Annotated in this window: 24 protein-coding genes; 2 read left to right on the plus strand and 22 right to left on the minus strand. The window is 40.2% G+C overall.

The features are described 5' to 3' along the window. Positions 1 to 183: 183 nt before the first annotated feature. From K6V26_RS14780 to K6V26_RS14885, 22 genes are all read right to left on the minus strand, one after another. Entirely contained in the window at positions 184 to 651 is a 468-nt protein-coding gene (locus tag K6V26_RS14780) for a hypothetical protein (RefSeq protein WP_224265713.1), read from the minus strand. Beyond that, complete coding sequence (locus tag K6V26_RS14785) at positions 648 to 1124, minus strand: N-acetylmuramoyl-L-alanine amidase (RefSeq protein WP_224265714.1); 477 nt, start codon at positions 1122 to 1124, stop codon at positions 648 to 650. Before K6V26_RS14785 ends, K6V26_RS14780 begins: the two co-directional genes overlap by 4 nt. Then, complete coding sequence (locus tag K6V26_RS14790) at positions 1108 to 1533, minus strand: hypothetical protein (protein ID WP_046145024.1); 426 nt, start codon at positions 1531 to 1533, stop codon at positions 1108 to 1110. The genes K6V26_RS14785 and K6V26_RS14790 overlap by 17 nt, the downstream gene beginning before the upstream one ends. Then, positions 1533 to 2087, minus strand: a complete 555-nt coding sequence (locus K6V26_RS14795) for a DUF6712 family protein (RefSeq protein ID WP_122327303.1) — start codon at positions 2085 to 2087, stop codon at positions 1533 to 1535. The genes K6V26_RS14790 and K6V26_RS14795 overlap by 1 nt, the downstream gene beginning before the upstream one ends. Further along, on the minus strand, positions 2068 to 3237 hold the full coding sequence (locus K6V26_RS14800; RefSeq protein WP_224265715.1) for a hypothetical protein: 1170 nt from the start codon (positions 3235 to 3237) through the stop codon (positions 2068 to 2070). Before K6V26_RS14800 ends, K6V26_RS14795 begins: the two co-directional genes overlap by 20 nt. Before the next feature lie 23 nt (positions 3238 to 3260). Continuing rightward, positions 3261 to 3950, minus strand: a complete 690-nt coding sequence (locus K6V26_RS14805) for a hypothetical protein (protein ID WP_224265716.1) — start codon at positions 3948 to 3950, stop codon at positions 3261 to 3263. A 12-nt stretch (positions 3951 to 3962) separates the two neighbouring features. Further along, entirely contained in the window at positions 3963 to 4553 is a 591-nt protein-coding gene (locus K6V26_RS14810; RefSeq protein ID WP_224265717.1) for a hypothetical protein, read from the minus strand. A gap of 45 nt (positions 4554 to 4598) precedes the next feature. After that, on the minus strand, positions 4599 to 5666 hold the full coding sequence (locus tag K6V26_RS14815) for a hypothetical protein (RefSeq protein WP_224265718.1): 1068 nt from the start codon (positions 5664 to 5666) through the stop codon (positions 4599 to 4601). An 11-nt stretch (positions 5667 to 5677) separates the two neighbouring features. Continuing rightward, positions 5678 to 6838, minus strand: a complete 1161-nt coding sequence (locus K6V26_RS14820) for a Clp protease ClpP (protein ID WP_224265719.1) — start codon at positions 6836 to 6838, stop codon at positions 5678 to 5680. Between the two features lie 146 nt (positions 6839 to 6984). Next, the gene (locus K6V26_RS14825) at positions 6985 to 7212 is read right to left on the minus strand and encodes a hypothetical protein (RefSeq protein WP_122362898.1); all 228 of its coding nucleotides are present in this window, start codon (positions 7210 to 7212) and stop codon (positions 6985 to 6987) included. Beyond that, positions 7209 to 9854, minus strand: coding sequence for a coiled-coil domain-containing protein (locus tag K6V26_RS14830; RefSeq protein WP_224265720.1), 2646 nt, complete (start codon positions 9852 to 9854; stop codon positions 7209 to 7211). The genes K6V26_RS14825 and K6V26_RS14830 overlap by 4 nt, the downstream gene beginning before the upstream one ends. A 54-nt stretch (positions 9855 to 9908) precedes the next feature. Further along, the gene (locus K6V26_RS14835) at positions 9909 to 11252 is read right to left on the minus strand and encodes a glycine-rich domain-containing protein (protein ID WP_224265721.1); all 1344 of its coding nucleotides are present in this window, start codon (positions 11250 to 11252) and stop codon (positions 9909 to 9911) included. A gap of 1 nt (position 11253) precedes the next feature. Continuing rightward, on the minus strand, positions 11254 to 13494 hold the full coding sequence (locus K6V26_RS14840; RefSeq protein WP_224265722.1) for a hypothetical protein: 2241 nt from the start codon (positions 13492 to 13494) through the stop codon (positions 11254 to 11256). A gap of 21 nt (positions 13495 to 13515) precedes the next feature. After that, positions 13516 to 18201: a hypothetical protein gene (locus K6V26_RS14845; RefSeq protein ID WP_224265723.1), complete on the minus strand. Its 4686-nt coding sequence runs from the start codon at positions 18199 to 18201 to the stop codon at positions 13516 to 13518. Beyond that, positions 18191 to 18841, minus strand: a complete 651-nt coding sequence (locus K6V26_RS14850; RefSeq protein ID WP_224265724.1) for a hypothetical protein — start codon at positions 18839 to 18841, stop codon at positions 18191 to 18193. The genes K6V26_RS14845 and K6V26_RS14850 overlap by 11 nt, the downstream gene beginning before the upstream one ends. A gap of 1 nt (position 18842) precedes the next feature. Beyond that, positions 18843 to 19295 (minus strand): hypothetical protein, encoded by a 453-nt coding sequence (locus K6V26_RS14855; protein WP_224265725.1) that lies wholly within the window; start codon positions 19293 to 19295, stop codon positions 18843 to 18845. Next, positions 19292 to 19720 (minus strand): hypothetical protein, encoded by a 429-nt coding sequence (locus K6V26_RS14860; RefSeq protein WP_122327315.1) that lies wholly within the window; start codon positions 19718 to 19720, stop codon positions 19292 to 19294. The genes K6V26_RS14855 and K6V26_RS14860 overlap by 4 nt, the downstream gene beginning before the upstream one ends. After that, positions 19717 to 20232: a hypothetical protein gene (locus tag K6V26_RS14865; RefSeq protein WP_122327316.1), complete on the minus strand. Its 516-nt coding sequence runs from the start codon at positions 20230 to 20232 to the stop codon at positions 19717 to 19719. Before K6V26_RS14865 ends, K6V26_RS14860 begins: the two co-directional genes overlap by 4 nt. Continuing rightward, the gene (locus tag K6V26_RS14870; protein ID WP_224265726.1) at positions 20232 to 21530 is read right to left on the minus strand and encodes a phage terminase large subunit; all 1299 of its coding nucleotides are present in this window, start codon (positions 21528 to 21530) and stop codon (positions 20232 to 20234) included. Before K6V26_RS14870 ends, K6V26_RS14865 begins: the two co-directional genes overlap by 1 nt. Further along, positions 21527 to 22096: a hypothetical protein gene (locus tag K6V26_RS14875; RefSeq protein ID WP_224265727.1), complete on the minus strand. Its 570-nt coding sequence runs from the start codon at positions 22094 to 22096 to the stop codon at positions 21527 to 21529. The genes K6V26_RS14870 and K6V26_RS14875 overlap by 4 nt, the downstream gene beginning before the upstream one ends. Positions 22097 to 22105: 9 nt before the next feature. Further along, positions 22106 to 23170 carry a DNA cytosine methyltransferase gene (locus K6V26_RS14880; protein ID WP_224265728.1) on the minus strand — a complete coding sequence of 355 codons (1065 nt, stop codon included), beginning with the start codon at positions 23168 to 23170 and terminating at the stop codon, positions 22106 to 22108. Continuing rightward, a complete protein-coding gene (locus K6V26_RS14885) occupies positions 23151 to 23714 on the minus strand; it encodes a ParB N-terminal domain-containing protein (protein ID WP_224265729.1) in 564 nt (187 codons plus the stop codon). The genes K6V26_RS14880 and K6V26_RS14885 overlap by 20 nt, the downstream gene beginning before the upstream one ends. A 192-nt stretch (positions 23715 to 23906) precedes the next feature. Between K6V26_RS14885 and K6V26_RS28560 the strand changes: the two genes are divergently transcribed. Then, positions 23907 to 24041 (plus strand): hypothetical protein, encoded by a 135-nt coding sequence (locus tag K6V26_RS28560; RefSeq protein WP_262905173.1) that lies wholly within the window; start codon positions 23907 to 23909, stop codon positions 24039 to 24041. An 80-nt stretch (positions 24042 to 24121) separates the two neighbouring features. Further along, positions 24122 to 24541: a DUF6530 family protein gene (locus K6V26_RS14890; RefSeq protein WP_224265730.1), complete on the plus strand. Its 420-nt coding sequence runs from the start codon at positions 24122 to 24124 to the stop codon at positions 24539 to 24541. The last annotated feature ends 85 nt before the right edge of the window (positions 24542 to 24626 follow it).

Below are 24626 nucleotides of genomic sequence, written 5' to 3' on the forward strand. Positions count from 1 at the left end.
TTACTATCCACAAAGAAAAATAGAAAAAACATGAAAAACAAGAAATACCTTGTGAAAAAAATCTGATCCTCCAACTCCGCTATATTACATCACCCTATTTTCTCTATTATAAAAAACCGCTCTACCAATCCCTAGCAAAGCGGTCTCCATTACTAACTAAACCATTACTATGAGTAAAAAATACTATTTAAAATTCCTAACTATCCACAAACCTACACAACCAGACAAAATGACAATCAATCCAGATACCCAACTCGGTAAAACAGCCCTTCGATCAATCAGTACATCATCAGTAACTACCTCTTTTATACCTTCATTCTTTACCTGGATAGATGTATCCGTCTCCTGCTTACCACTATTCTCTTCCGTTATCACCGATCGTTTTTGTTCGGAATGAATATCCATCTGGGTAGTCTTTACAATATATTGGTTCCCGATACTGTCCGGCTTGGATAACTCTGTTATAGTTATGATACCGGTTCCTTTATACTCCAATAACTCCGTAATTGTCCGTTGAACAGATTCAGTGATATGTGTACTATCCTTTTGAGCACTAACAGTCGTACTAACCGTTTCCGATCTGTAGTTTTGCTTTTTTGTTCCGCATCCAAACAAAAGAAACATACACCAGAGTAATACAAGGCCTTTCATGGTTTCACATTCACATTGGGAAGGAACGAAGTAAATTCACTCTGTACGTCAAAGCAGGGACAAACCTTTAACCATTCAAAAGGATCAATCACACCGTTACCATTCAGATCAGGCGAATAATCTCGGTGACCTTTTACTTCTACAACGTTTGGATACTTCCGGCACAATTCATTTACCAATTCACGGATGGCCGCCTTTTGCGCTTCTGTACGAGTATCTTTGGGATTCCCGGAACCATCTAGTCCACCGACATAACAAATACCTATACTGTCCGCATTGTGCCCTGAAACGTGCGCCCCGGCTTTTTCTACTGGTCGCCCTTTATGAACTGATCCATCGGCATAAACTACGTAATGATAGCCGATACCGTTCCATCCGCGTGTTTGGTGCATTTTATCAATATCTGCAACTGTTAGGGGTTGTCCCTTACGTGATGCAGTACAATGTATTATGATTTTATTTATCTGTCTCATTTTTATCACCTTCTATTTCTATTATATCTGTTTTCTTTCCAAAGAAATTCAGAAACTTCACTTTTACATGCTTACCACGTGCAGCAAAGTAGTTGACATATATACTTTCTAACTCAACCCCATATATAACGAGTAGGATTATAAGCGGTAGCAAGTCAATCCCAAATGGTTGCCCGAAAGCCTGGCCGAACGAATAAGCCATTACAACCCAAATGATATAACTTGTAATCTTATCCATTGTACGCCGGACAGCTCGCGATCGTTTGATCGGGTCTTTCCTGTATCGGGATGCTTCAATACCGAACTTCAGATCACCCAGCGTCAACACTAAAGCCAGGAAGAAAAGCCATTTCGCCCAGGCGAAAAACTCGATCAGTCCAAAAAGGAATTTATCTGTATAGTTCTCCATCAGTCCCCTATTTTAGAAATTACAGGACCACGAACCGGAGTAATGCTTCCTTTTCTCCATTTAGGGAACTTATCTGAATTATGCTTGATATACCGGAGACAATCATTCATCAGTTCCTCAGCAACAGAAAAAGCATCCTTATACTCTTCCTGCTTTTCTTTTAACTCTGCATGTGAGCTATATTCAACCTGATTCTGCATCAATCCCACCCGTGACAGGTTCCTGTCTCCATGTTTCACCAAACGCGCGTAAACGAAATATTTCAGAGCTTTTTCAAGGCCTGAAAATATAAATTCATCATTCCCATTTTTATAGATGCCGCCATGAAGCAAATTCTCATAGGCTTCATTGACCGGTGAGCCTTCTTCACGGTTGACATACCGGAGTAAATCAATAAAAAGGTTATCGCCTAAAGCATTTTTGATATCCTGCTGCTGGGATTCATCAATGTACACAAGTATTTTTTCAACATCTACATGCGTCGACATGGGGCGAACGGTAGTTTTTACACTATCTACGTCCGTTAATTGCTTATTAAACAGATTGGACTTCATAACTTAAAGGAATTAATGAATAATCGTTTGTTTGATTAACCGGATATGCAAAATGTGAGAACACTGATCGGAAACTTTGTTCCATCAGGACACGCTCGTCGATCGTCATAGCATTATAAAAGTTAAAGGCATCATTAATAATGTCGTTTGAAAACCCCAGTGCACCGGAACGAATGCGGTAAAATACCTCCTGATTGAACGCAGCATGTATTTCCTCCGCTACAGCATCCTTTGTTACAGTAAAGTCTTTATCGAAGTTCTTGGTTGGGAACTCGACAAATTGAGGAACATCGTCTCCATCTTCACGCCCTACACCTAAAATTTTACATGCTTCGGAATCACCTTGAAAATCTTTAAATTTCGCTGCATCAAAACCATTCTGATATTCTGTCCCTTCAACCCAATTTCCATCTTTATCTTCTACCATGACTTTCTGTCCTTTGGGATAAACGAACATACCCATCGGCAAAAAATTACTTCGGACATTACGATAACGAACATTTGCCAAACCTTCATCGGTGCTTATATCAGTAATGGCACTGTCGTAAATGGTAGATGGATAGACCATGAACCCATCTTTTGACACATATAACGTCTGACCTTTATAGGCTTCAATACCTCCTGCTGCCACAATCTGAGATAGTACAACGTCGGGATTAGGATTAAACACATCTGTATAGGCAATAGTACTTTTACTGGGCTTCTTGATCTTTTTCTTTCCCTTCGAACAGGTCCAATCTGGGTGTATGCCAATTTTGGCTATATATCCGGTATCATCATCAATACCCAGACGGCAGTCTTCAAAAGGAATATGCTCGACGCTAGTGATCTCACATAGAAGATTGTAATTTATGTGCAAAGCAAATCCACCAAATTTTGCCAAATCATCAGAACAGAGCCTTAGCAAAGTATCACATGTCTGGCCTTTCATATTGACAATAGACTTGTAAAATAAGGAATCTTTGAAACCTGCACCTCTAATAAATTTTGCATACCGGCCAACACAACTTTTTGCATTGCTGGAAGCACCCAACAGTTGCAATATCATCTGAGGATAGTTATTCCCATTTCCATAACTTTGTATATCCAGGTTGGTTACATCTGCTACAGGAATACGTATTTTCGGTATTTTTACTTCATCAATTGTCATATTTCACAAGTCTATTGTATCAATTAATCAACTTCCGTCTGATCCGGATTTTCTCCGTTCTCCAATGCACCATCTTTACCCGGATCATCTGTTTTCTTCTCACTTTCTGCCTTCAATTGTTCAGATGCCTCTTTCAGTAAAGAATCAATATACTTTTTCGTAACCTTTACATCACCAACCTTATCAAAGGTCACAAAATGCTCCTTTACAGCTCTTTTTGTCAGACCTTCAATAAGCATTCTTTTCATATCGGCGATAGCATCCAATTCGGCAGGAGTTAATTCAACAGGAATATGTTCTTTCCCTGACAACTTATCCAAATATTCTGCAACATCATCCTTCCATCCATCAGGCAGACGTTCAAAATACTTACTGTTTTTTTCATCCAAAGACAAAAATTCGATCGCTAACTCATCCGTACAATTCTGGTACACGATCATACGACTGGAACCAAAGCCAAGAGGCATACACACACCTCGGGCAATCTGATATCTTTTTTCTTTCATACGTTCCTCAAATAATATTCGATTAGTTTTATAAAGGTTGACGAGTTCCATCAACGCATCAAAATAACAGTTCCTACAAGTGTAGAATATTTTGCGACATAGAGCTTTAGAAGCCAAAGAAACGAGCGTATCCCGTTCTTGCGGTGTTTCTTTCCGAAGACGAAAACGCTCGATCACTTCATTTGTCAATAGTTCATCCACTCTCATACCTATACAGTATTAAGCTGCTGCAGTTAAGCTATCAAACAAAGCCTTTGTCGTTTCATAATCCGTTTTATGCAGGAACAAACCGGATTTCGGAGCACGTTCTTCTGTCAACACAGCTTTCCAACCGCCTTCGGTTTCCTCACTGTATTTGTCATTCTCCAATGTCGTTGCAGTCATACCCTGATAAAAACCAGAAACCTGGAATGCAGCATCTTTCGTTGTACCCTTATGTTTGTTTTCATAAACGACTACAAACGTCCCATTTGCCAAACCATCAATAATGCTTTCGCAAGTCTCGGGCCCATTGTCCAGGATCACAATTGCAAACTCATTATTGAATGTATTAACATAAGTTCCAACATTCAGACTTGTCTTAGTCCCGGTAAAGGGTGTTTTACCCGGTACGAAACATTTATATCCTTTCTTTCCTGTCTTCAAAACAAGAGCCTCAAGAACATTGCTTTTTCCTGTAGCAAACACGCTTTTTGCAAAATCAATATCTGAACGATTTATGATTACTGCATTAGCTTCCAAACCACGAGTAACTGGTGTATCACAGTTAGTATCAATATCTTTTTTAATTAAACTTTCGCAATCTGCCATATCTATGAGTATTTGATGGGGTACAGAATACCATACCCCGAATTATTAATAAGCAGCATGAATAAGTTCATCCTCTTTGGTAAGAGTACCGATCTTACCTGTTGAATAGATATAGTTCATACGTTCTTTACGTTCGAACCACACATCAAGTTCTGAAATAGCAGAACTACCCGGATAACCCATGAGTAACTGACTGGGCGAAGTATATACAGCACGATGCGGTAAATTCAACTTTGTATCATTATCCTGATATTTTTTTGTGAATCGGTCAAACAAAGAGATAGAATAAACTTTCACACCATCCCACTCAGAGACTTTTAGACCATCAAACAGAACCTGCCACGGCATAATCGTATTATAGGTTTGTTTTGCATCCCAGGCTAAAGCATCAGCCAAAGATTTCGTACAGAAAATAGCCGATCCGTCCATTGCCTCAATGCGTCCATCTGCATCCATTCGGATTTTTTCAAACAAAGATGTTGCAACACCTTTTGTCAATAATCCTGATTTCTGGGTTGCATAAGATGCAGTGTCATTCGCTGAGATTTCTGTATATTGATTAGAGTTACCGGCCGCAATAGCAAAAATACGCTTCCAAAAACCGTCGGCCATCGTAAACAAAGTTGGATCGACACCAGATGTCAACACACCTCCATCAGCATTATTTTTCGCGTCTTTATCACCATACCAGGCGATACGCCACATCATTTTCCGCATGGCTTCTTCCAATTTGGGTAACACAATGTAATCCATGTATTCCGTAGATGTAAGATCACCAATTTCAGTACCAGTTTTCAAACAGTAATCAGCAATCGTTCCTTCCAAATCCTCATAGCAAAGATTCAAAGGAATTTCCCAGTCCCCGAGTTCCCACTGCTTTTCAGCAGCCGGAATACCTACTGATTTGTAGGTAGGATTACAACCGGCCCCCTCATTACCGACATCTTCCATTTCTCCAATGAAGCCAAGGCGTTTACCGTGGACTATTTTACCCATTGACGTAATAAACTGCTCCAGGTTTTCATCCTGAAACACAGTCATGTTTAACAAATCACGCAAACTCTCAATTGCATGATTTGTCGGGGTTAATTTCGTAAAATCTAACTTAGGCATACAAACATTTTTTATTTGTTAAACTTCTTTTTACGGGCATCACGTTTTTCAGCCAGCTTTTTATCAATCAGAGAAACCGGATCACCGTTTCCGCCCTGTCTACCTTGATTGCCTTGGAAACCTCGCGCATCAGGAACATAGCTACTTGCAATTTTCTTCAAGCCTTCCAAACCTCCCATTGTTTTGACCTTATTCAAGATCACAAGTTCGTCCTGGCTTTTAGCCTGAGCACGCAAAGACGTTAGTTCAGCTTCCAATTCCGCTATTCGCGCATTGGCAGCATCCAGTTTGTCATTATTATTTTCCTCTTCCGGATCACGGATTTCTGTTATTACTCCACCTTCTACGACGATTGTACTTCCATCCGGCATAAGATGTTCTCCGTCCGGGGATGCTGTATCACCGACCTGTGGTTCCCCTTCTTCACGTTCTACTGTTAAAGTACTTCCGTCGGCAGTTGACAGATCAAGAGCGACCTTTTTAAATGCTGCTTCCGCATCTTCAATTTTTGCATAGCCTAACTTTGCAAGCATTTTAGCAAATAGACTCTGACTAACTTCTACATTTTCTCCTGTTTTTGCCATATTATTTATATTTGAGTGATCTTTTTTTGAAGCAGATAGAGGAAGGAGGATAGTTGAAACAAAGCCCAATTCTTTTGCCTGATCCATATCTACATATCTATCTTCTTCCATCAAAGATTGAAGTTGTTCCCTGTCCGCTCCTGTCCTTTCTACATACAAATCCAAAAACTTTTCATTTTCACGATCCAAATCATCCGCCATTTGACGAAGATCATTCGACCTCATCGTACAGCCTTTATTTGCAAGAACAAGGGGTTTATGAATACATAACTTTGAATTAGTATATCCTGATCGTCTTTCTTTTGATGCAGCAAGCAATAAGATGGAGGCCATCGATGCACATTTTCCTTCGATAACCGCAGAAATATCCTTCCCTGTGGCACGAAGCTTATCATAAATACTCCATCCCTCAGAAATATTGCCGCCTTCACAATTAAGACGAATCTCTATTTCATTATCATCTTTTGGAATTGAGTCAATAAAAGCATCAACAGTTGAAAAAGACGTTCCATCTATCCCGGTCCACATTAACCGGACAACTCTTGTTTCTTCATCTACTATATCGCTGTGAATCTTTAATACCGCCATATTTAAAATATCTTTTTGTGCAAATTTATATCATATTGTATATTAAAAGAAAAGATAAAATGAAAAAGCACTGCACATATTTTGCAGTAATAAAAAAAGGCCGTACCGATAAAACGATACAGCCTATGAAATAAAAAATACAGAGTTCAAACAGAGCGTTCCATCTTAGAAATGACCTGATACACTTTTCGTTCACTCATATTATACTGATCGGAAAGGAAAGAAACAATATAAGCCTTTTTCAATCCATCCCTTTTTAGCCGAGCATACTCATTATACAGATCAACATGTAAAAAATCAGATGTATTCAAACCAGCAGAATAGAGCTTTTCTAATAACTCCTTATTAAAGGCTAATATTTCATGAACTTTCATATAGTCGAATTATTTTGAATCATTTTCACTCTATCTTGTACCTCTGTAAACTCAACAACACTAACCACGGGAACCGGCATTTCTTTTAATGCTTCAACGAAAACAGCTTTCAGTTCGGCAGTATCGAACCCACCACTGGAACCCGACGGGAATATTGGAACATTAGAGAATGGAACACCACCACCGGCCACATTGACTGCGCTAGCGATAGAACGTAGTAAGGGGTTAGACATTGAGTGTTTATTTATAATACCTTCCCCTCCTTCAGCTTCGATCAGAACCCCACCTGAAGCATGCGAAGGACCTGTGATTTCACCACCATCGGCATATTTCGGGTTCTTCTCTTTGCTTACCAATTGTTTTGCTTTTACGATATTTGCCATAATTGCTGCAATAGTTGTAGCAATTGCAGGAATATTAGCAGGGAAGCCAACTGCTTGAGCAGAGGCTACCCCCTTTGCCAATGCTTCTGCCGTACTCAAACCTATATTGAATAATGCTACTGTTTTAGCAAAAGCGGCCAAATTTTCATTATCTTCAGCAAAAGTATCAATCATTGAGGAAAAAGCATCAGTAACAGTTGTTGCAGCTTCTATCTGCATAAGTACAAATTCATTTTCCGCATTAACCTGAGCCTGCTTTGCTTCTGTTATCCTCTTCTGACTTTGTAGTACAGCATTCGTATATTCGATATCCGATTCATACAATGCAGCTTTGGTTGCGGCATCCATATTTACTAATAAGTCATAGTCAGCTTGGGCTTGTTGCACTTTTAAGTCATATTCTTGCAATGTTCCCTCTCGGAGCTGCAAAATTTTATTTTCCCATTCTAAGCGGATATATTCAGATTGCTTATCGAACTGCTCTTTCCGGAATGCTTCGTTTTCATCTGCTATCAATTTGTTGTAAGCTGCATTTATATCGACTTCCGATTGCCGAAGTTCTTCAGCCAGTTGTAAATTAGCGGCAAGTTCAGCCTGGCGATTCTGTTCGATAAGGGAAAGCCGGAGATTATGTTCCTGTGATGTTCCTTCTTTGACAGAGTCAAGTTGTAACTGGATACGTTCAGTTTCTTTTTTTATCTGAACCTGGATAGAATCATCAGATAGTTTCTTCAAATCTGCATCACGTTTCTGTTCGGCCAGAATTATAGAATCATTCAACGCTTTCTTTGCTGCATCAGTTAAATTCTTTTCAGTACTGAGCTTGCGTTTCAAATCTTCGATCTGTCGATCATACTGAACATTGATAACCTGCCTCTGTTTTTCTATTCCTTCCTTTACCAAAGACAAAGCAGCATCTTCAGCCTGACGGATTAATTCAAGTTCTTTCTGCTTTTGCTTTACTGCTTCTTCAGTAGCCTTCTTAGCCTGAGCCAAACGTGTTTTTTCAGCGGTAAGAGACTGATTTCGTATCTCATTCTCCTTAGTCATCAATTCTTTTGTCTTATCCGAATGTTCTTTTCTAACAAGATACAAGTTTGCTTCCATTTTGGTCAAATCTTCATTAACCTCTTTACTATTTTCATTATAAGTGGCCTCTTCCTGAGCAATACGAAACTGTTCCTCTGCAATCTTTAACCGGTTATCAAGAATTTCTTGCTCTTTGGCATTCGCTTCCTGTACAAACTTTAGCCTTTCTTCTGCCGTATATTTTACCCGATCTTCCGCCTTCTTTCGAAGTTCAGATGATTCATATTGAGCTTTTGCATTCGCAACATCTAATTCCCGAGTTTGCTTATCTAAAGCTGCTTTATCTTTTGAAAGTTGTATACTGGCAAGCATGGCATCATTACTTTGTTTGAAATATTTTCCAATTACAGGAATCTTCTCCCCTAGTTTAGTTACTTGCAATGCTAACGCTTCAAACCCTTCAGCAACATCAAGAACCCATCCTGCAACAATCTGAAGTACGGCAACAATACCCTCAAATGTTCTTTTCAACGGAGCCAAAACTGCATCCAAACGTGCTGATTGCTCCTCATTACCTCTCATTATTTTAACAAGCCCAGTAAGGACTGCAACAATTCCTGCAATAACTGCTATAATTGGGTTTGCCATTATCGCAGCAAAAAGGGCTTTTCCGAAAGAGATTACAACCGATGTAGTAGTTTTTAAGGCTGCGCCCAAATTCATATTGCCATCTTTCATGAGCATAAGGGTTGCAACATATTTATTGTTTGCCCCTAACGCCGATTTCATGGCATTTTCATAATTACCCACCTGTCGACGAAAATCCCCCAGTTTTTTCTCTGCATCTCCGATCGTAGTATTGAGAGATAAGATTTTCTTTTGTAAATCACGTCCTTTTGCAGACTCACGCTCCGCTTGACTAAGATTTACATATACCTTATTCAGCCGGGAAAGTTCAGCACGCATAGATTGCAAACTGCCTTCCTGATCCTCTATTGATTTATTATTGTTCCTGATCTCTTGATTCAATAACAAATTATGTTTCCTAAGATTCTTTATTTCATCTTCATATCGTTTATAGGCCTCCTTCCCCTCCAATGTCGTTTTATTCAACAAGGCTTGTTCTTCCCGAAGTTCAGCAATATCCTGCTTATTCTCCTTGAGCCGTTTCGATGCTGCATCATTTTTAATAACTACTTCTAATATTACTTGTTCTTTATTATCCGCCATACCTCTAATTTTTTATATTTGATACTCCTACTAATTAGATCCTATAATTAAACTTTATTCAAAGGATTTTACATAATATCGGATTATTATTATACCCTGACACCCTCTTCCGGGACGAGAAAACTGGCCACTAGAAACTCCCATGCCACCGCCACCGGATCCATAGAATGTACCATTTCCGGCATTGCCCTTAATACTGCCACCACCTCCGCCGGTTTTATTTCCTGAATATTCATATAATGTACCATTGCTATATTCAACATAACCACCGGTTGCCGCATATCTTACAGTACCAGTCAAATCTGGGTCTATATGAGATAAGTCTCCAAAAGGACAAAGTGTGCCATCTTTAGTGTAAGGACGTCCACCATTGCTTTCTTTTCCCGCTTCTCCTCCTGCTACAGTATATTCTCCAAATGTTGTTGGGTTTCCTTTTTCACCACCATACGATAAAGCAGTCCAATCCCCAACTGATAATTCAAATATTTGATTTTTTGTGAAAGAAATATCTTCTACATATAATACTTCTCCACCTCCGCCACCACTGACCCAGTCTCCATTAGTGTTTACAGAGTTTGAACCGTCACCACCACCTCCGCCACCTACTATAAAGATGTCTATTTTTTTTGTATTGTCAGGCACAGTCCAAGAGGTCCGAGATATATCAGTGATTATCTCAAATTTTTCAACAAGGGGTATTTCACTTTCTTTTATCATACGGGTAACTTTCAATATAACAACTCCCTGATAACCATTTCCTCCTTTTCTTATTGCGTTACTAAATGTCCTGTATATAGTTCCACCCCCTCCGGCAGAACCGTAAAAAGAAGCATTATCAGCAGCAGTAGAGCGATTGGCTCCTTTTCCTGCGCCAGTATTCCCTCCTACATTAGCCGTAGTAGTAGTACTCCCATCTCCTCCATTTGCTCCAAATAAATCAGTAGATATGATAGATTCCGATTCTATATCTCCAAATGGACAAGCTGTTCCATCACTCCCGATTGATGGCAATGAATTTGTTCCGGCAATTCCACCATTACCACCCAATGCAATGAGCGTTCCAAAAGATGTATCACCTCCTTTGTTTCCCGCATTATTGGCTGTTGTTGCTGCACTCCCACCTTGTCCGATCACAACATTTATTTCTTCTCCTTTAATGAATGGCATGTTTTCCTGATATACAACTGCACCACCTTCCCCAGCATATCCAGCTGTATAGGAACCATAAGATGTGGATGCTACTGGCAGACCACCTCCACCACCAGCACTAACCAGAAAGACATCGAGTTTTACCGTATTGGCAGGTACTATGTAAGTTCCTGATGATTTGATTACCACCAACTGGGCGACCTCTATTAAGGGGGAAGCAAATAATAATGACCTTCTTCTGTTTCCCATACTATTCAACGTATTCTTTATAATTAAAAGGTTCAGACGCACGAACTATATATTTCCAGTCTGCCCATAATATGCTAAGTTCACATGCTTCACCTCCTGCCAGTTCAGGTAGTTCAGATGGAATGAGTAATTTCGAACCTTCCGAACTTGCATCTGAACTTAATTTTATAGTGAATGTCAACTTGGTTGTCAGGCTAGACGTGTTACGCAACATGATCGTTGTAGTCGAATTTTGAAGCGGATAGAAGCCGGGCGGGTTTATAATCAAATCCCTGCTTCCTCCTGTAGACAAATCCATGATTACAAATCCGCCAGTAAACGGGATAGATGTGCCAACAGGGACAGCCGTTTTAGTGAACAAGCAACTTGCCCGCGACGTTGCATCGCGCCAACCTTCCCCTGTAACGCCTCTTAAATCAATAAGGTAGTTGTAAATATTATCAGAGTTAGTCGCGCTATAAGCCACGACAAAAGATAAGTAATAATGCACAACAGTACCGTCAACTATTTTCATTATGGAAGTACATTGTGAATATCCCATCTTTTCCCCGAAATAACGACTTTGTATTTTAGAATATATAGGGGTATTGTTGATATAAGCCTGTTCTAAATCATCCATCGTTTTACCCTTAATAAAGTCGTTCCAGTCCAGTTCGGTAGAAGTCTTTACACGGCTTATCTGTAAAATGTCCCCTAGTTCAATATATTCGTAACCGCTTGCCGGATTATCCCATTTGGCTGCTCCGGCAGACCACGTGAGAACCTGACCTTCTCCGGGATTGACAGGGTACTGGAATTTGTTTGCACCGGATTCTATACCTTCCAGCTTTGCTCCTTCCGCATTCGTCATTAAACGTTTCCCTGCTTCCTTCAAAACATAACGTTCGTTGGCTTCATTCTTAGTATAGTAATCTGATAAATCGACAGAAGTAGAACCTATCAATTCAAATTTACTTGAAGTTTCATCCCAGATATACTCATTATGGACATCATTTCCCGATCCGTTTTTAGGAACTAAATAGATCGTTCCTTTTACTCCGGTATCCGGCAGTTCCGGGACCGCTTTTATATCAAATTGAACGATACCAGCTATCTGTTCATTGGTGTAAGTCTTGGCTGCAGCCAGATTATCGGCTATTTCCTTTCTAAGTGGGGTATCATCATATGCTTCAGGGGCGACATACTCGACAAACGCACCAGATGTACTTCCGTCCGATTCCGGGACAAACAAATACTTTTTACCAGCTACAAGCCCGGTGCCATCGGCAGACACATTACCCGATCCGATTCCAGGTTTACCTACCTGGCCTCTGGGAATACTAAAGTTCAGGATATACTTGGGATTTCCTTCAGGAGTTGTCCCATTCTCAACAACTTCTACAGAGGCCGGTTCTGTCGGTTCCAATGTAGTCGTCGTTCCCTGTTCAAATATTGCCGATTGTCCGTCTTTTCCGGCAGGTAATGTAAGATTCAGGATATACTTCGGGTTACCGGATTCATCTGTACCATCAGCGATGAAACTGCCGGAAGGAGTGTCTCCGGATTTGGCATTGACTGATTTAAGAACCGGGGTTTTACCGGGACTACCTGTATCTCCTTTCGGGATAGACAAAGAAATTACGTATATTGGGCTACCGTCCGTATCGTACTCTTTGAAGCTTATTTCAGCCGAGGCCAACTGGCCCGGTTCCAGTGTCGAGACACTTCCGGCTTCGAACTTCGGAGTTTTTCCGTTTTCTCCGGTTTTACCTGCAGGTAACACAAGGTTCAATTTATACTTGGGATTACCGGATCCGTCTTCTCCATCAGCAGTCAAGGTAGCAGAGGCCTTTTCGCCATCAGAGACATTCCCTATTCCGAAGATTGCTGTTTTACCAGCCTTACCGGCCGATCCACGCGGAAGGGTCAGGTTTAGCTTGTATTTAGGCGATCCCTCCGGTGTCTGCCCGTCAGGTACGACTTCGGACGATGCTCCGGTTCCTTCCCCCCCTGTGGTCGTCGTACCGCTGTTTAACACCGGAGTTTCTCCCCGGGCTTTCTCTCCTGTGCTAACACCATTAACGACCCAGTATCCATTTTCATTAATTGAAGGGGCCGCATCATTGGCCACCTGCTTTTTGAAGTTCCCGACAGTTATACCGGCATCCGTACCACCTAAATCGGTCTTTGTTCCCAACAGATAATCATTGTCCGATAAACTGGGAAACTTTGTGAAATCTTTTATATCCTTTGTTCCTGCCATATTACTTATAATTTAATAGTGTTATCCTTGCGAAACCTTTACGGTTGTTCCATCCCTCCAAAAAGCTCCTTTGATTTTGGGATCAATCGATGATAGATTTGGAAATGTCAAAGAAGATGGTGTTATTGATACTGTATTAGAACTGTCACTCCCCAGCATATAAAGTCCTCCTGCGTGTAATTTTATATGTCGCGCTAAACCACCATCGACAGTGTGCATATACATGTTTATTTCTGGAAACGATTGTTGTCCTACTGTATTCTGAAATGAAATATTAAAAACTTCTTTATTTGATGAATTTATCATCTTTAGAGACTGATCGTCCGGATCAATAATAATCCTATTGCCATTAAGTGAACTTATGACCTTACCTCCAAAAGTACCCTTCTCAAAATAAACTTCACCATTTTCATACATTCTTGCCGGTGCATTATCCCTATTCTCATACGAGGCCCCCAACGCTATACGGGGATGAGTATCGGCATTGCCGTCAATAACCACATTCCTATTTTGACTCTGGATTGTCAGGTCAGAGAACCACCAACCTGCAATATTTGCCTCTTCGATCAATGCCAGTCCCGTCGCTATACTTTCAAATTGACCTTGAAATCTTTCCCAATATGCAGACCCGGCACTCGGATATTTATTACTAAATGAACCGGCAGACGTTTTAGCCATCCAAAAGACTTTAGTCCCTGGAGTATCTTCAGTATAAACAGCATCAACATGTTGTTCCGTCCCGGTATAGATTTTCGAAGCATCATATTTTTTTCTGAATGTCAATGAAGGACCAGCTCCTCCATCTTGACCGTCTGTTCCCGATATTCTTACAGGAGCAGACCAAGGCCCCTTTTTAAAACCACTGCTAAAAAATACAGCCTTACTCATCCAGAGCGGAAGGGTTCCAGAAGGAGGATCCCGTGCCCAACCAGAAGGAGGCAATTTATCTTCCTCAGGAGTGTCCGGTTGCGTCTCTGACCTTCTATAAACTCCATATGTGGAATAACCATCTATACCAGGATCTCCATCTTTTCCATCTTCCGCCCATTTTGCGTATATACTAGGATTAGAAAAATTACTCCACCGCCCATCTTTTTTTACCCGTTGAGACACCCATAATACTTTATACTCTGCGGTAACGCTAAGAGGGGCAGAATACCATTCCATAGGGACATGGCCATCTTCCTGGCTGTTAGTTATCGCTGGTGGCGCATAATTCTTTGAAAGGGCATAGATGTATTCGGTACTAGTACCATCTTTACCCCATCTGGACCATAGGAATACTTCGGAGAATGATCCCCAAACACCATTCGCTTTTTCACGCTTACAACTCCACTCAAACTGATTCGTTATATCTGGACCTACCGGATCGTCTGTCCAACCCTCAGGAACAAAATCCGCCACATTTTCAGAGACAGTCGGTCTGGCCGGTTTCGCGGCTTCGGTTGCGGTACGCTGAAATATCCATTCCACATCTGTACCATCCACACCATCTATTACCCGGACAATTGTAAATACCTGTTCATAGACAGCTAGTCCCTCACAATTAATCTCCAACTTTATTTCTGCCTTTTCCTCCGTTACGCTATGAACTACGACAAGGCCATCGGTTACTGTATATGTGCATCCTGTACCCACAGAGGAAACCAGATATTTACCTTCTCCAATAACAGTACTGTACCGTAATAACTCCGTACCTTTTGTTACCTGAATTTTGGTTGATATACGAAAGTTTTGTGCAACAACCTGACTCATTCCCGTCACAACATTTTTATCACCGGTAACGATATCAACCTGTTCAGTCAATCCATCTTTCGTATTATATACAGCACTATAAGTCGACAAGGTTACAGAATATGCATCCTGTCCCTTCAAATTGTTATCCAAGCCAGGAACGTTCCAAACGTTTCCTCCGAAATAAACATTGTTCAAATAGATTGACCCTTCGGCCAGGGACTCTCCATTTATGACCAGGTCGGAAAGATCACCCCATTGCGATGATATATGTTTCCCCGGATTGATCTCCCACGTGCTGACATTGCGAAGATACCGCTGATAAGTTCTTGTAGAATAAGCGGAGTTCTGCCGGTTCTTTTCTGTTGGATTTCCATATACGGCAAACTTCATTGATTTTGTAGGGTGAACCGTTGTACCGGGTTTCAGTTCATATCTGAAATGGGCATTATCGATTATTTCTGTAGGCGTAAAGTAGGCAGTCGAGAAACCAACCATTGTCTTAAATCCGGCACTGTCGGTTCCTTCCGTTGTCTCATTTCCGGTCAGGTTATGGAATATACCACGACAAAAATCATTCACATGTAATCCGGCAAGTTCACCCTTTTCAAGTTTCAGCTTCACAATCTTATTCTCCGTATCAACGGATTCGATCAAACCGAAAGCAATGGCATTCCAAAGCTCACCCGACACAACATCGATACGGTTAAACCGTAGTTCAGGTACTTCCAAGAACTCCCATAGTTGAAGGCTACGCATTTCACCTTCCCCTTTTTCATTTATTCTGGCACCGGAGCCATGAAAGCCACCAACATAATTGCCAAAGGTAGCGCCTCCTTTAAACGCAATTGGAAACTCTGTTGAATCCGGCTTGTCTTTACGAAGGAATATTCCCTCACTATCACTCTGAATATTATCCTTGATAGTTTTTAAAGCAACTCTTTTAGCATCCCCCTCCCCTGTATCCAATGGCAAATACATATCATTTGTCACCGTCCCGGTTTCGTCCAATTCACGGATCAGCTTTCCATCGGTAGACGTTGCAACTGCCAAAGACATTGCCGTATAAAGAGCGACCGTAGTAGGTGAAAATTTCAACGGTGTTGTCGGATTTACCAATATGGCATTTCTCAAAGATGTTTCACCCTCTCCCGTTACATCTACACCATCAATAAGAGCCAATTCCAAATCTGCTTTACCAACCTCCGTATAGTTATTTACCGATAGCAACATATAATAATTACCATCTGCATACAATGGCTTACAAAAAGACAGGTTCGGGAAAAAGGTCGGATCAAGTTTTGCCTTTCGATATGAAATTCTCGGTTTATTTGCGTAAACACCTAAATACCCCGTCCAATATCTACGGACCAGGTTGTCATATTTCAAAGGTTCAAAAGTGAAAGAACGGAAAGTGACAGTTTTCATATCCGCATCAATCCATTTTCCCCAAACTTCCAGCGCAACGGTCCCATTCTCCAACAATAACCGGCACTTTGACGTTTTATTCAAAGTATATTCTGCTTTCCCTTCTTCAACCTTATAAGTATATAGAGGAATGTTTTTGTCAGTAGCAGCATAAGGAGACTGATATACCGTATTCTCCTGCTTATCGTACGTGTCTGCTGTAAACGTATATGCTCCGAACGATTTATCGACCAAATCATCTTCTGCATATTTCAGCATATTCTTTTTAGTCAATCCATAGGAATATTCCAGCTTATCATCTTTTTTATCAATAAGCATTTTTGAAATATTAATCGCTCCGGATTTATTCAGGATTACATCATCTACATTATAAAATGATAAAACACTTCCCTGCTGTTCAACCATCAAGCCAAACACCCCCATGACAGACTTTATAAAGTCCATCGTCGATATATCCGGAAGGTTCTCCCGTATAGGATAATCCAATAAGAATGCTGTCTGGGAATAATCCTTTTCATTCTCCGGAGCAAAAGAGATAGTCAAATCTATTTCAAAATTCCCAGTCTTAAAAGGATCGTAAATACCAAAACAAATATCACCTGTACCAATATTTCTATACTCATCAATATCTTTTGATACACTTTCGAATATATCGAACATAGGAGGCTCGCCTTCCTTAAACTCAACCGAAGGACTGAATATACCAAACTTCCATCCTGTAGCTACATTATTCGCTTTTACTGTACCTTTTATCCGATATCGTCCACCTAATGGAATTTTAATAAAGGTTACAGGTAATGTGCGATATATAAGGTCATGCAGTTTCTGATGATAAGGAGCATTTTGATAACTCAAATCAGGTAGAATATCATAACGTTCCCTACCGGAGATCAGATCAGATGTTGTTGTCCCCTTGAGACGGAAAGCCAGATTCTTTACAACGTCCTCACTCCCATTTGTTGTAGGTAACATCAACCACATTTTTTCAATCACAGATCGATAGGCGTTATTCATGACAAACGACTGCCCAACAATCATATCGAATAATGTAGACACTTTAACTGCTGGCCGCAAATGTTCGGGATGCTGTCTTTGCATTCCGTCTAACTTTGGAACCCATTTTACAAAGTCCGTTTCGGTCACACTATAGTCCCAGGGAATCAAACCACTATCCGGAAAAATATCTTTTAGCTTGTAATCATTGAGACTTGTCAACCGTTTATTTCCTCCGAATTTGATCAGAACTTCAATTGTTTTACTGGCAGATTTAACGACTGCAACACCATCATCAAACAGAGTGATACCATCCCTGATTACTTTTGCTGTGTGTTCTACATGTGGGTAGTCACTTTCTACATTCACCTCCGTTGAGAAACCAAACGTCTGAATGTTATGTGCTGTTTTAGGAAGCTGGATAGTATAAGAATATCCCGACAATATCGTTGACATATCAGCAGGCTTACTCACTGCACGATTCAATACGACACCCGATCCACCTTCCGGTAAATCAACCTCTACATTATCAATGAATAGTTTATCTTTCATTCGGTAACACTATTGTTATATCAAAATCCTGCAATGCGGCTTTTGTTCGTTTATACTCTTTTGCTTCAACCTCTACATTCAACCACCCATCAAGTACAGAGGCCTGTACAATCGCACTTTCCTGAATGGCCGTAAAGTCTTCAAATGTTTCCCTGTCCACCAAAGCTGTGAACAGAGTTATTTTATTAACCTGACTGAATGATAATTTATAAGTCAATCCTCCGATACCAGCTGTCTGAATATTCTCTAATTTCCGGCTGTCCTGATGAATACAGAATTCGTATGAATCTAACTCACCGCTACGGCTAATCCAGCGTAATGTGATATGTGCCCCGTCTCCGGAGAAATTGACAACCTTATTGCTTCCATAGACAACTTCAAAGATTCCGGAAGCGAGAGATACACCGGCTTGCACCACGGACCAGGCAACATTCTTCCGTACCATCCCATTTGACAACGTATCAATAGTGAACAAGGACTTTAAAAGTCCTGATGCATCAAACACAGCAGTGTTAGCTATTGCAGACACTTTTGTCTTCACCCCTTCAATAGTGATATCATACTCCCCAGCTCCTTCCATTATGAAAAGAACTGGATCAAAAACATACTGCGTATCCGTTGGTGCATTTACTGTTGCCATATTATTTGTTCAATTTTATAGATTCAAACTCCAATCTCATCAAGAAACCGACACGATCCTTTATACGTTCAATTGTTTCCGGAACTTCAGCCGTATATACATCTGTATCTGCTCCCCTTCGGTAAAGTTGTGTTCCTTCCCTGGCTATTTTACGAGAAACCAGATAAGCAAAAGAATTGCGCTCTGACTGGCTATCAAAAGAGATACCTTTATCAATTACCCACTGCTTTATAATCTGATAAAATCCGGCCGGAACCTTACCCGGTTTACGCCCTGTCTCCAACGTACCAAAAGCCATACGACCAAACAATACTCCGCGATTCTCAGATACATCGGTACGCATGGATTCAGATGTACGCCCAGAAGCTCTACGACCGGAGCTATCTATATTGGAAATGATTCGCTTCCGAAGATCTTCCAATTCTTCAAATACAATGTTCTGTACTTCTTTCATAGATTACGTTCACATATTCCGGTTATCTCTTTCAATGTCACTTCAAAGACAATGCCTGATGTCACTGCATTGAGTTTATTATATGCAACCTGGTACTTCATCACTCCACCCAAAGGTTCAAAGTATCCCGTTTCGTTCAACTTCACAATAAATCTCATGGCTAATGATTTCATCCGATCAACAACACTGTCATTGTCCTGACCGTTACCATTCAACTCGACTTTATCTAAGAATGCCAGTATCCCGTTCTGGTTGTCACGGATATTTCCATTCTTAAAGTCCAGTTCCCCGGAAGCAGGAAGAACATACACGACGGCCGGAAGTGGTGTCCTGTCAATCTCCACATTAGCCAGGGTCCAATCCTCAAAAACGAACGGTACTCCTAGTGATTCTGCAATCTGTTTCAATTTATCCTGTACTGTCATTTCTGTTTACTTATTATTTGGTTCAACCTCCTTTGATACATTCCGTTGTCATAGTCGATCTTCATCATTGCATATATCCGTCTCTCCGGCAAATCAAATACTGCTTCATGAGAAATAGACAAACGTTGAGCAATCCGATCGACAACGCCAAAAACACCGTGATCGATCCCATAGAACCCTGCTTTTACTTCTTCCGCCGTCGGATTATATTTGAATGTTTTTTCGTCACGGATTGTCATACGTTCCAGTTCCCGGTAAACAGACAGACCATAGTTGTAGACAGAGATAAAAGGCTTACTCATCACCTCCTTCTCATCTAGTCCTAACAATACTTTTTGAGGAATAAACAGAAGGTCATACCTTGTATTCATGGAGGATAAGTCAATACGTTGACCGTATGTCAGTTCTGGTATTTTCACCGGAACAAATACAGTCTCCAGCTGATCCCAAAAGTCAATACCTTTTAGCATCAGAATCACATCTTCAATAGTAGTCTTACTCGTTATCTTCATTACCAGTTATATGTTGAGTTACCCGTACGCGGGGCAACAAGTCTATACATTCCCATTATCAGCATATCTAAATAGTCTGGAGACCGCTTTATTATACCCTTCATTGCTTCCTTGCTGATGATATCCTTTTTCCGGGTATCCTTATCTACATTCGCTGCAATCAACAGCTGTAGTTCTTCAGCAATGTGTTCCGCCTGATCCGGTCGGCAAATGATCTGCAACTGCCGTTTGTCTATCATCTCAGCCAACTTGTATGCACATTCGGCTTTCAGGTTCGCATATTTATTATTGAATGCAGATGCACCATTCTTAAACTCTTTGATTCCGTTCAGATAGCTCTCCAGATAACTTCCTAAGCCATCACTGTCTGCAACTGTTTGGGACCTGCCGACGCCACGCGTAACCATAAGCTTTCGCAAATCTGTTTCAATCTCCCGACCAGATGATTTGTCTTTATCAATCTCGATTGAAACCCGTAAGCCTTCCCAGTAACCCGCGACAAAGTGATCTCGTCCTTTCATTGCCAGGTCGGCACTTATAGCCTTCCCGCCGATCAATGCACCGGTATTGGTAAAGCAATCCATCACTGCATCGTAATCAACTAGAGAGTTCGGATCACCGTCATACTCCCAGTTACCCAGATAAAGACGTTGATACGTTACTTTGTCCTCTGTCTGACGAAGGGTATCAACATAGTCCTCTGTTACAAACGGGTTATCTTGTACTAATGCCGGTATGAATGCATACGGTGCTTTGATCTTACCGTCTTTCCAAGGCTTATAAAAAGTCTTGTATAACCAGTTCTTTTTCGGGTTACAGGTTATCAGTATTTTCGACGGGATATTATAGACATCATTCAGGTGTCGACCTGTACGAGTTTTCAACACTTCAAAAGCCAGACCGTTGATCTCTCCGGCTTCCTCTATCCATCCCCCGGTAAACTCTTTCGATCCTAACCGTTCATACATTGGGTCTTTATATGGATAATAAGTCAAATCCTGATAAACGATCTCCGAACCGTTATCGAACTTGATTCCGTCGTTTGTGACACGGTAACCGGTAAACCCGTGATATTTTGCAACTTTACTAAACGTTACCGATACTGAAGCCTGTGAGTCCTTTAGATTGTTACGACCAACAAACCAGCGTGTACCAGGCAAATGAAAAGCACATTGCATCAACCATTCACACCCTAACCAAGATTTTCCACCACCTCCCGCACCGCCGTACAGGATGAATTTATGTTCACTATCCGCTAGATAGTTGTAGGCAAGCCGCTGTTTTAAATTTACCTTCATTCATCAGCTTGCTTTATTAGCTGTTCTACGTTCGGTGTTACCGGCAGGAAATTGAAACCGGTAAACTGTATCTTATTACCGCCCGTTGTCACATCAACTTTTTGAGCTCCGTTTATTCCAAGAAGTTTACAACGCATTTCAATACATCGTTCGATACCGGCCAGATAACGCGGATCGCCCATGTTGATAATTTCCTCTCCCAGAACACGAGTAGAAGATTTCTTTTTACCTTTTGCCGGATCACCCTCACAATCATCTTTCTTTTCAACAGACTTCTTTTTCTGATCCGTCTTTGATTTCTCCCAGGCTTCCCAATACTCGCGTTCCAGCTTGTTGATTTTCCCGAGTTCTATTGTCAATTGATTATTAACAAAATCCTTCCGAGCCTCCTCAGACTCTTTCAGTATCTCCTTAACATCATTAAATACTGTTACATGGGAAATCGTACGGCCAGTAATGGCAGATACAGACTCCGCAATCTCACGGAATGTATACGCTTTAAAGTAAAGAGGGGCAATCAACTGTTTGTCCTGCTCTTTTTCTCTTGCTTTTCTTATTGCTGCCATTTGTTAAACCTATATTGTTAAACTATTACCTGATTTAGCCTGAAACCACTGTTTATATATTTCGTAAGATATACGAGCTGTCACAACAGGGGGAACACTCATACCGATCAAATATTCAGGTTTAATATCGGCAAAGTCATAATCTAAAGGATATGAGCCGATGAGACACATTTCTCTTTTGTTTAGGCTTCTAGGGATATCATAAAGAGCATTCACACCGGCCCCGCTCGTTAATGTAGGCGCCACATCATCTGAATGAATAATAGGGTTAGAAAACATACTAAGGCGCTTTTCTAGCCGATCTATTACATCTCCAAATGATTTATCAGATTTCCGTTTGTTATTCCATAACATTCTTTGGTATTCGGTAAGATTGTCTGATAGATCGTTCTTATCCATAATTTCTCTGAACAGGATAGGTGTTTCATTAAAGCTAAGCCGTAACTTTGGAAAGCATAGATCTTTCCTCCTACAGATAAAAAATACACGTTCGCGCTTTTGAGGAATACCCATACTCGCAGAATTAAGAAGGAATACCTGCACATCATATCCTATCTTCTGCACACGTTTTACGATCTCCTTTGAATAGGCGCGGGCATTACCCTGTATTATTCCTTTTACATTTTCCAGTATAGCAACCTTTGGTCGTAACTTGCAGATCGTATCAATGTAAATGAAAACAAGATCATCCAGGCGCTGCATTGCCTGACCTTCCTTGAAGCGCTTCTTTTTACCCCATGCGTTTTCCCTTTCCCCGGCCATGGAAAATGTAGAACAAGGTGGTGAACCATCCAGAATATCCAAATTATACAATTCGTTAGGTAAATCTTCTCTTTCATTGAACAGTCGAATATCTTCTGTATATAAGTACTTGGGAGAATGATTCCTGTTATATACTCTTGACACCTGTTGATCTAATTCAACCCCTCCGAGATGGTCATAGCCGGCCAGTTTATATCCCATAGATGAGCCACCTCCACAAATAAAAGTGCCAAAGACCTTCAGCCTGTGAGGTTCCATCCCTTTAAAGGGATAACCGTTCTTTATATACCACTCAAATTGTAATTTCATCATTAACATTTTCAAAAAGTAATTTACATACGGCCTTACTGGGATCAGAGTCAATAGTCATTAATGACTCTTTAACTCGTAAATAAGTTTCAGCATCAAACTTCAATATCAGTTCATGCGCGTCTTCCCATTCTTCTACATCAATTTCTCTGTTTTTATCGGAATAATCTTTAGCCTCATTTATCTCTAATTCCCATGCTTCCAGTTCATCAACGCCAAAATCTTTTACGATAGCATCAAAATCAAAGAATGATGTATCAGATGTATGGTTATCCACTAAAGCTAATGCCTTACGCCGGGCATCTTCTGTCGATAAGTCTTTACGTTTGATCGCAATAAGTTCCGTACCATCACTTTCAATAACACGGACTTTTAAACCTAGCTCCTGGGCCTGCTCATATACACCATTTCCAGCAATGATACAATCATCATTATCAAAAAGGATAGAACGCCCGGCACCACATTCTTCAAGGCTTTTCCGGATCAGACGCTTATTTTTATCATCATGGATACGGTAGTTGTTTGAATCAATCTTTATATTACTCATACATACAGATTTATATAAAGACAAATATAATAAAAATATATCATATTGTGCATTTTATACTCATTGTGGTATATTATCAATTTAAAATTTCATTTTATACAACAATCTATCGTTTTTAGTCTATGATTATTCTATCTTTGCTATGAGAATTATAACCTAAACTAATTTGTTCAATACGTAAATCTAATTAATATGAATACAGACTGTCCTTTTTGTGGTTCTGAATCAGCCTTTTTTAATGGGGTATGCTATGAATGTCCTGATTGTGAGAAAGAGTGGCATGCAAATGGATCTGAAAAACTTGATGATAACTATCTTGACGATTAATCTAGCAGAATAAATTATTGTATAATGAACTCTTATCTCAATTAAGTAATTACTTTTTTAACAACTACAAATAAAAAAACATGCCTACTCCAACACATTTATCACATAAACCAATCACATCTATTGATAATTATGCTCAACATGATGGTATATATAAGAATAACACAGATGTTAGAGCCCTTTCTATTGGCATAGCACAATATGATTCAGAGCAGATATCTGCCAAAGTTTGGAGATTTGTTAATAATGCTTGGAGTCGGCAAAGCGAAGAGCTTCCATTACACAGAGTCATCGATTTAAATACAACTATATTAAAATCTATTTTATTAAGTGCCAATGTTGCTAGTCCTAAAACCAATTTAGATGTAAGCATCATAAATAAAGATGAATTAGATTGTATATTGAAATACTATCAAGATAATAGAGACATACTATTACCAAAGTTACAAGAATTACAAATAACACTAAACTTCTTCAATCAAATTGAACCCTCTTTATAAGTTCTATTTATTTCACAAAAAACAGCAATAATACAAAAAAACAAATCAAACATTATATAGTAAGGATTTAATTTAAAACTAGATC

The organism is Parabacteroides goldsteinii (assembly GCF_020091425.1).
Lineage (GTDB): Bacteria > Bacteroidota > Bacteroidia > Bacteroidales > Tannerellaceae > Parabacteroides > Parabacteroides goldsteinii.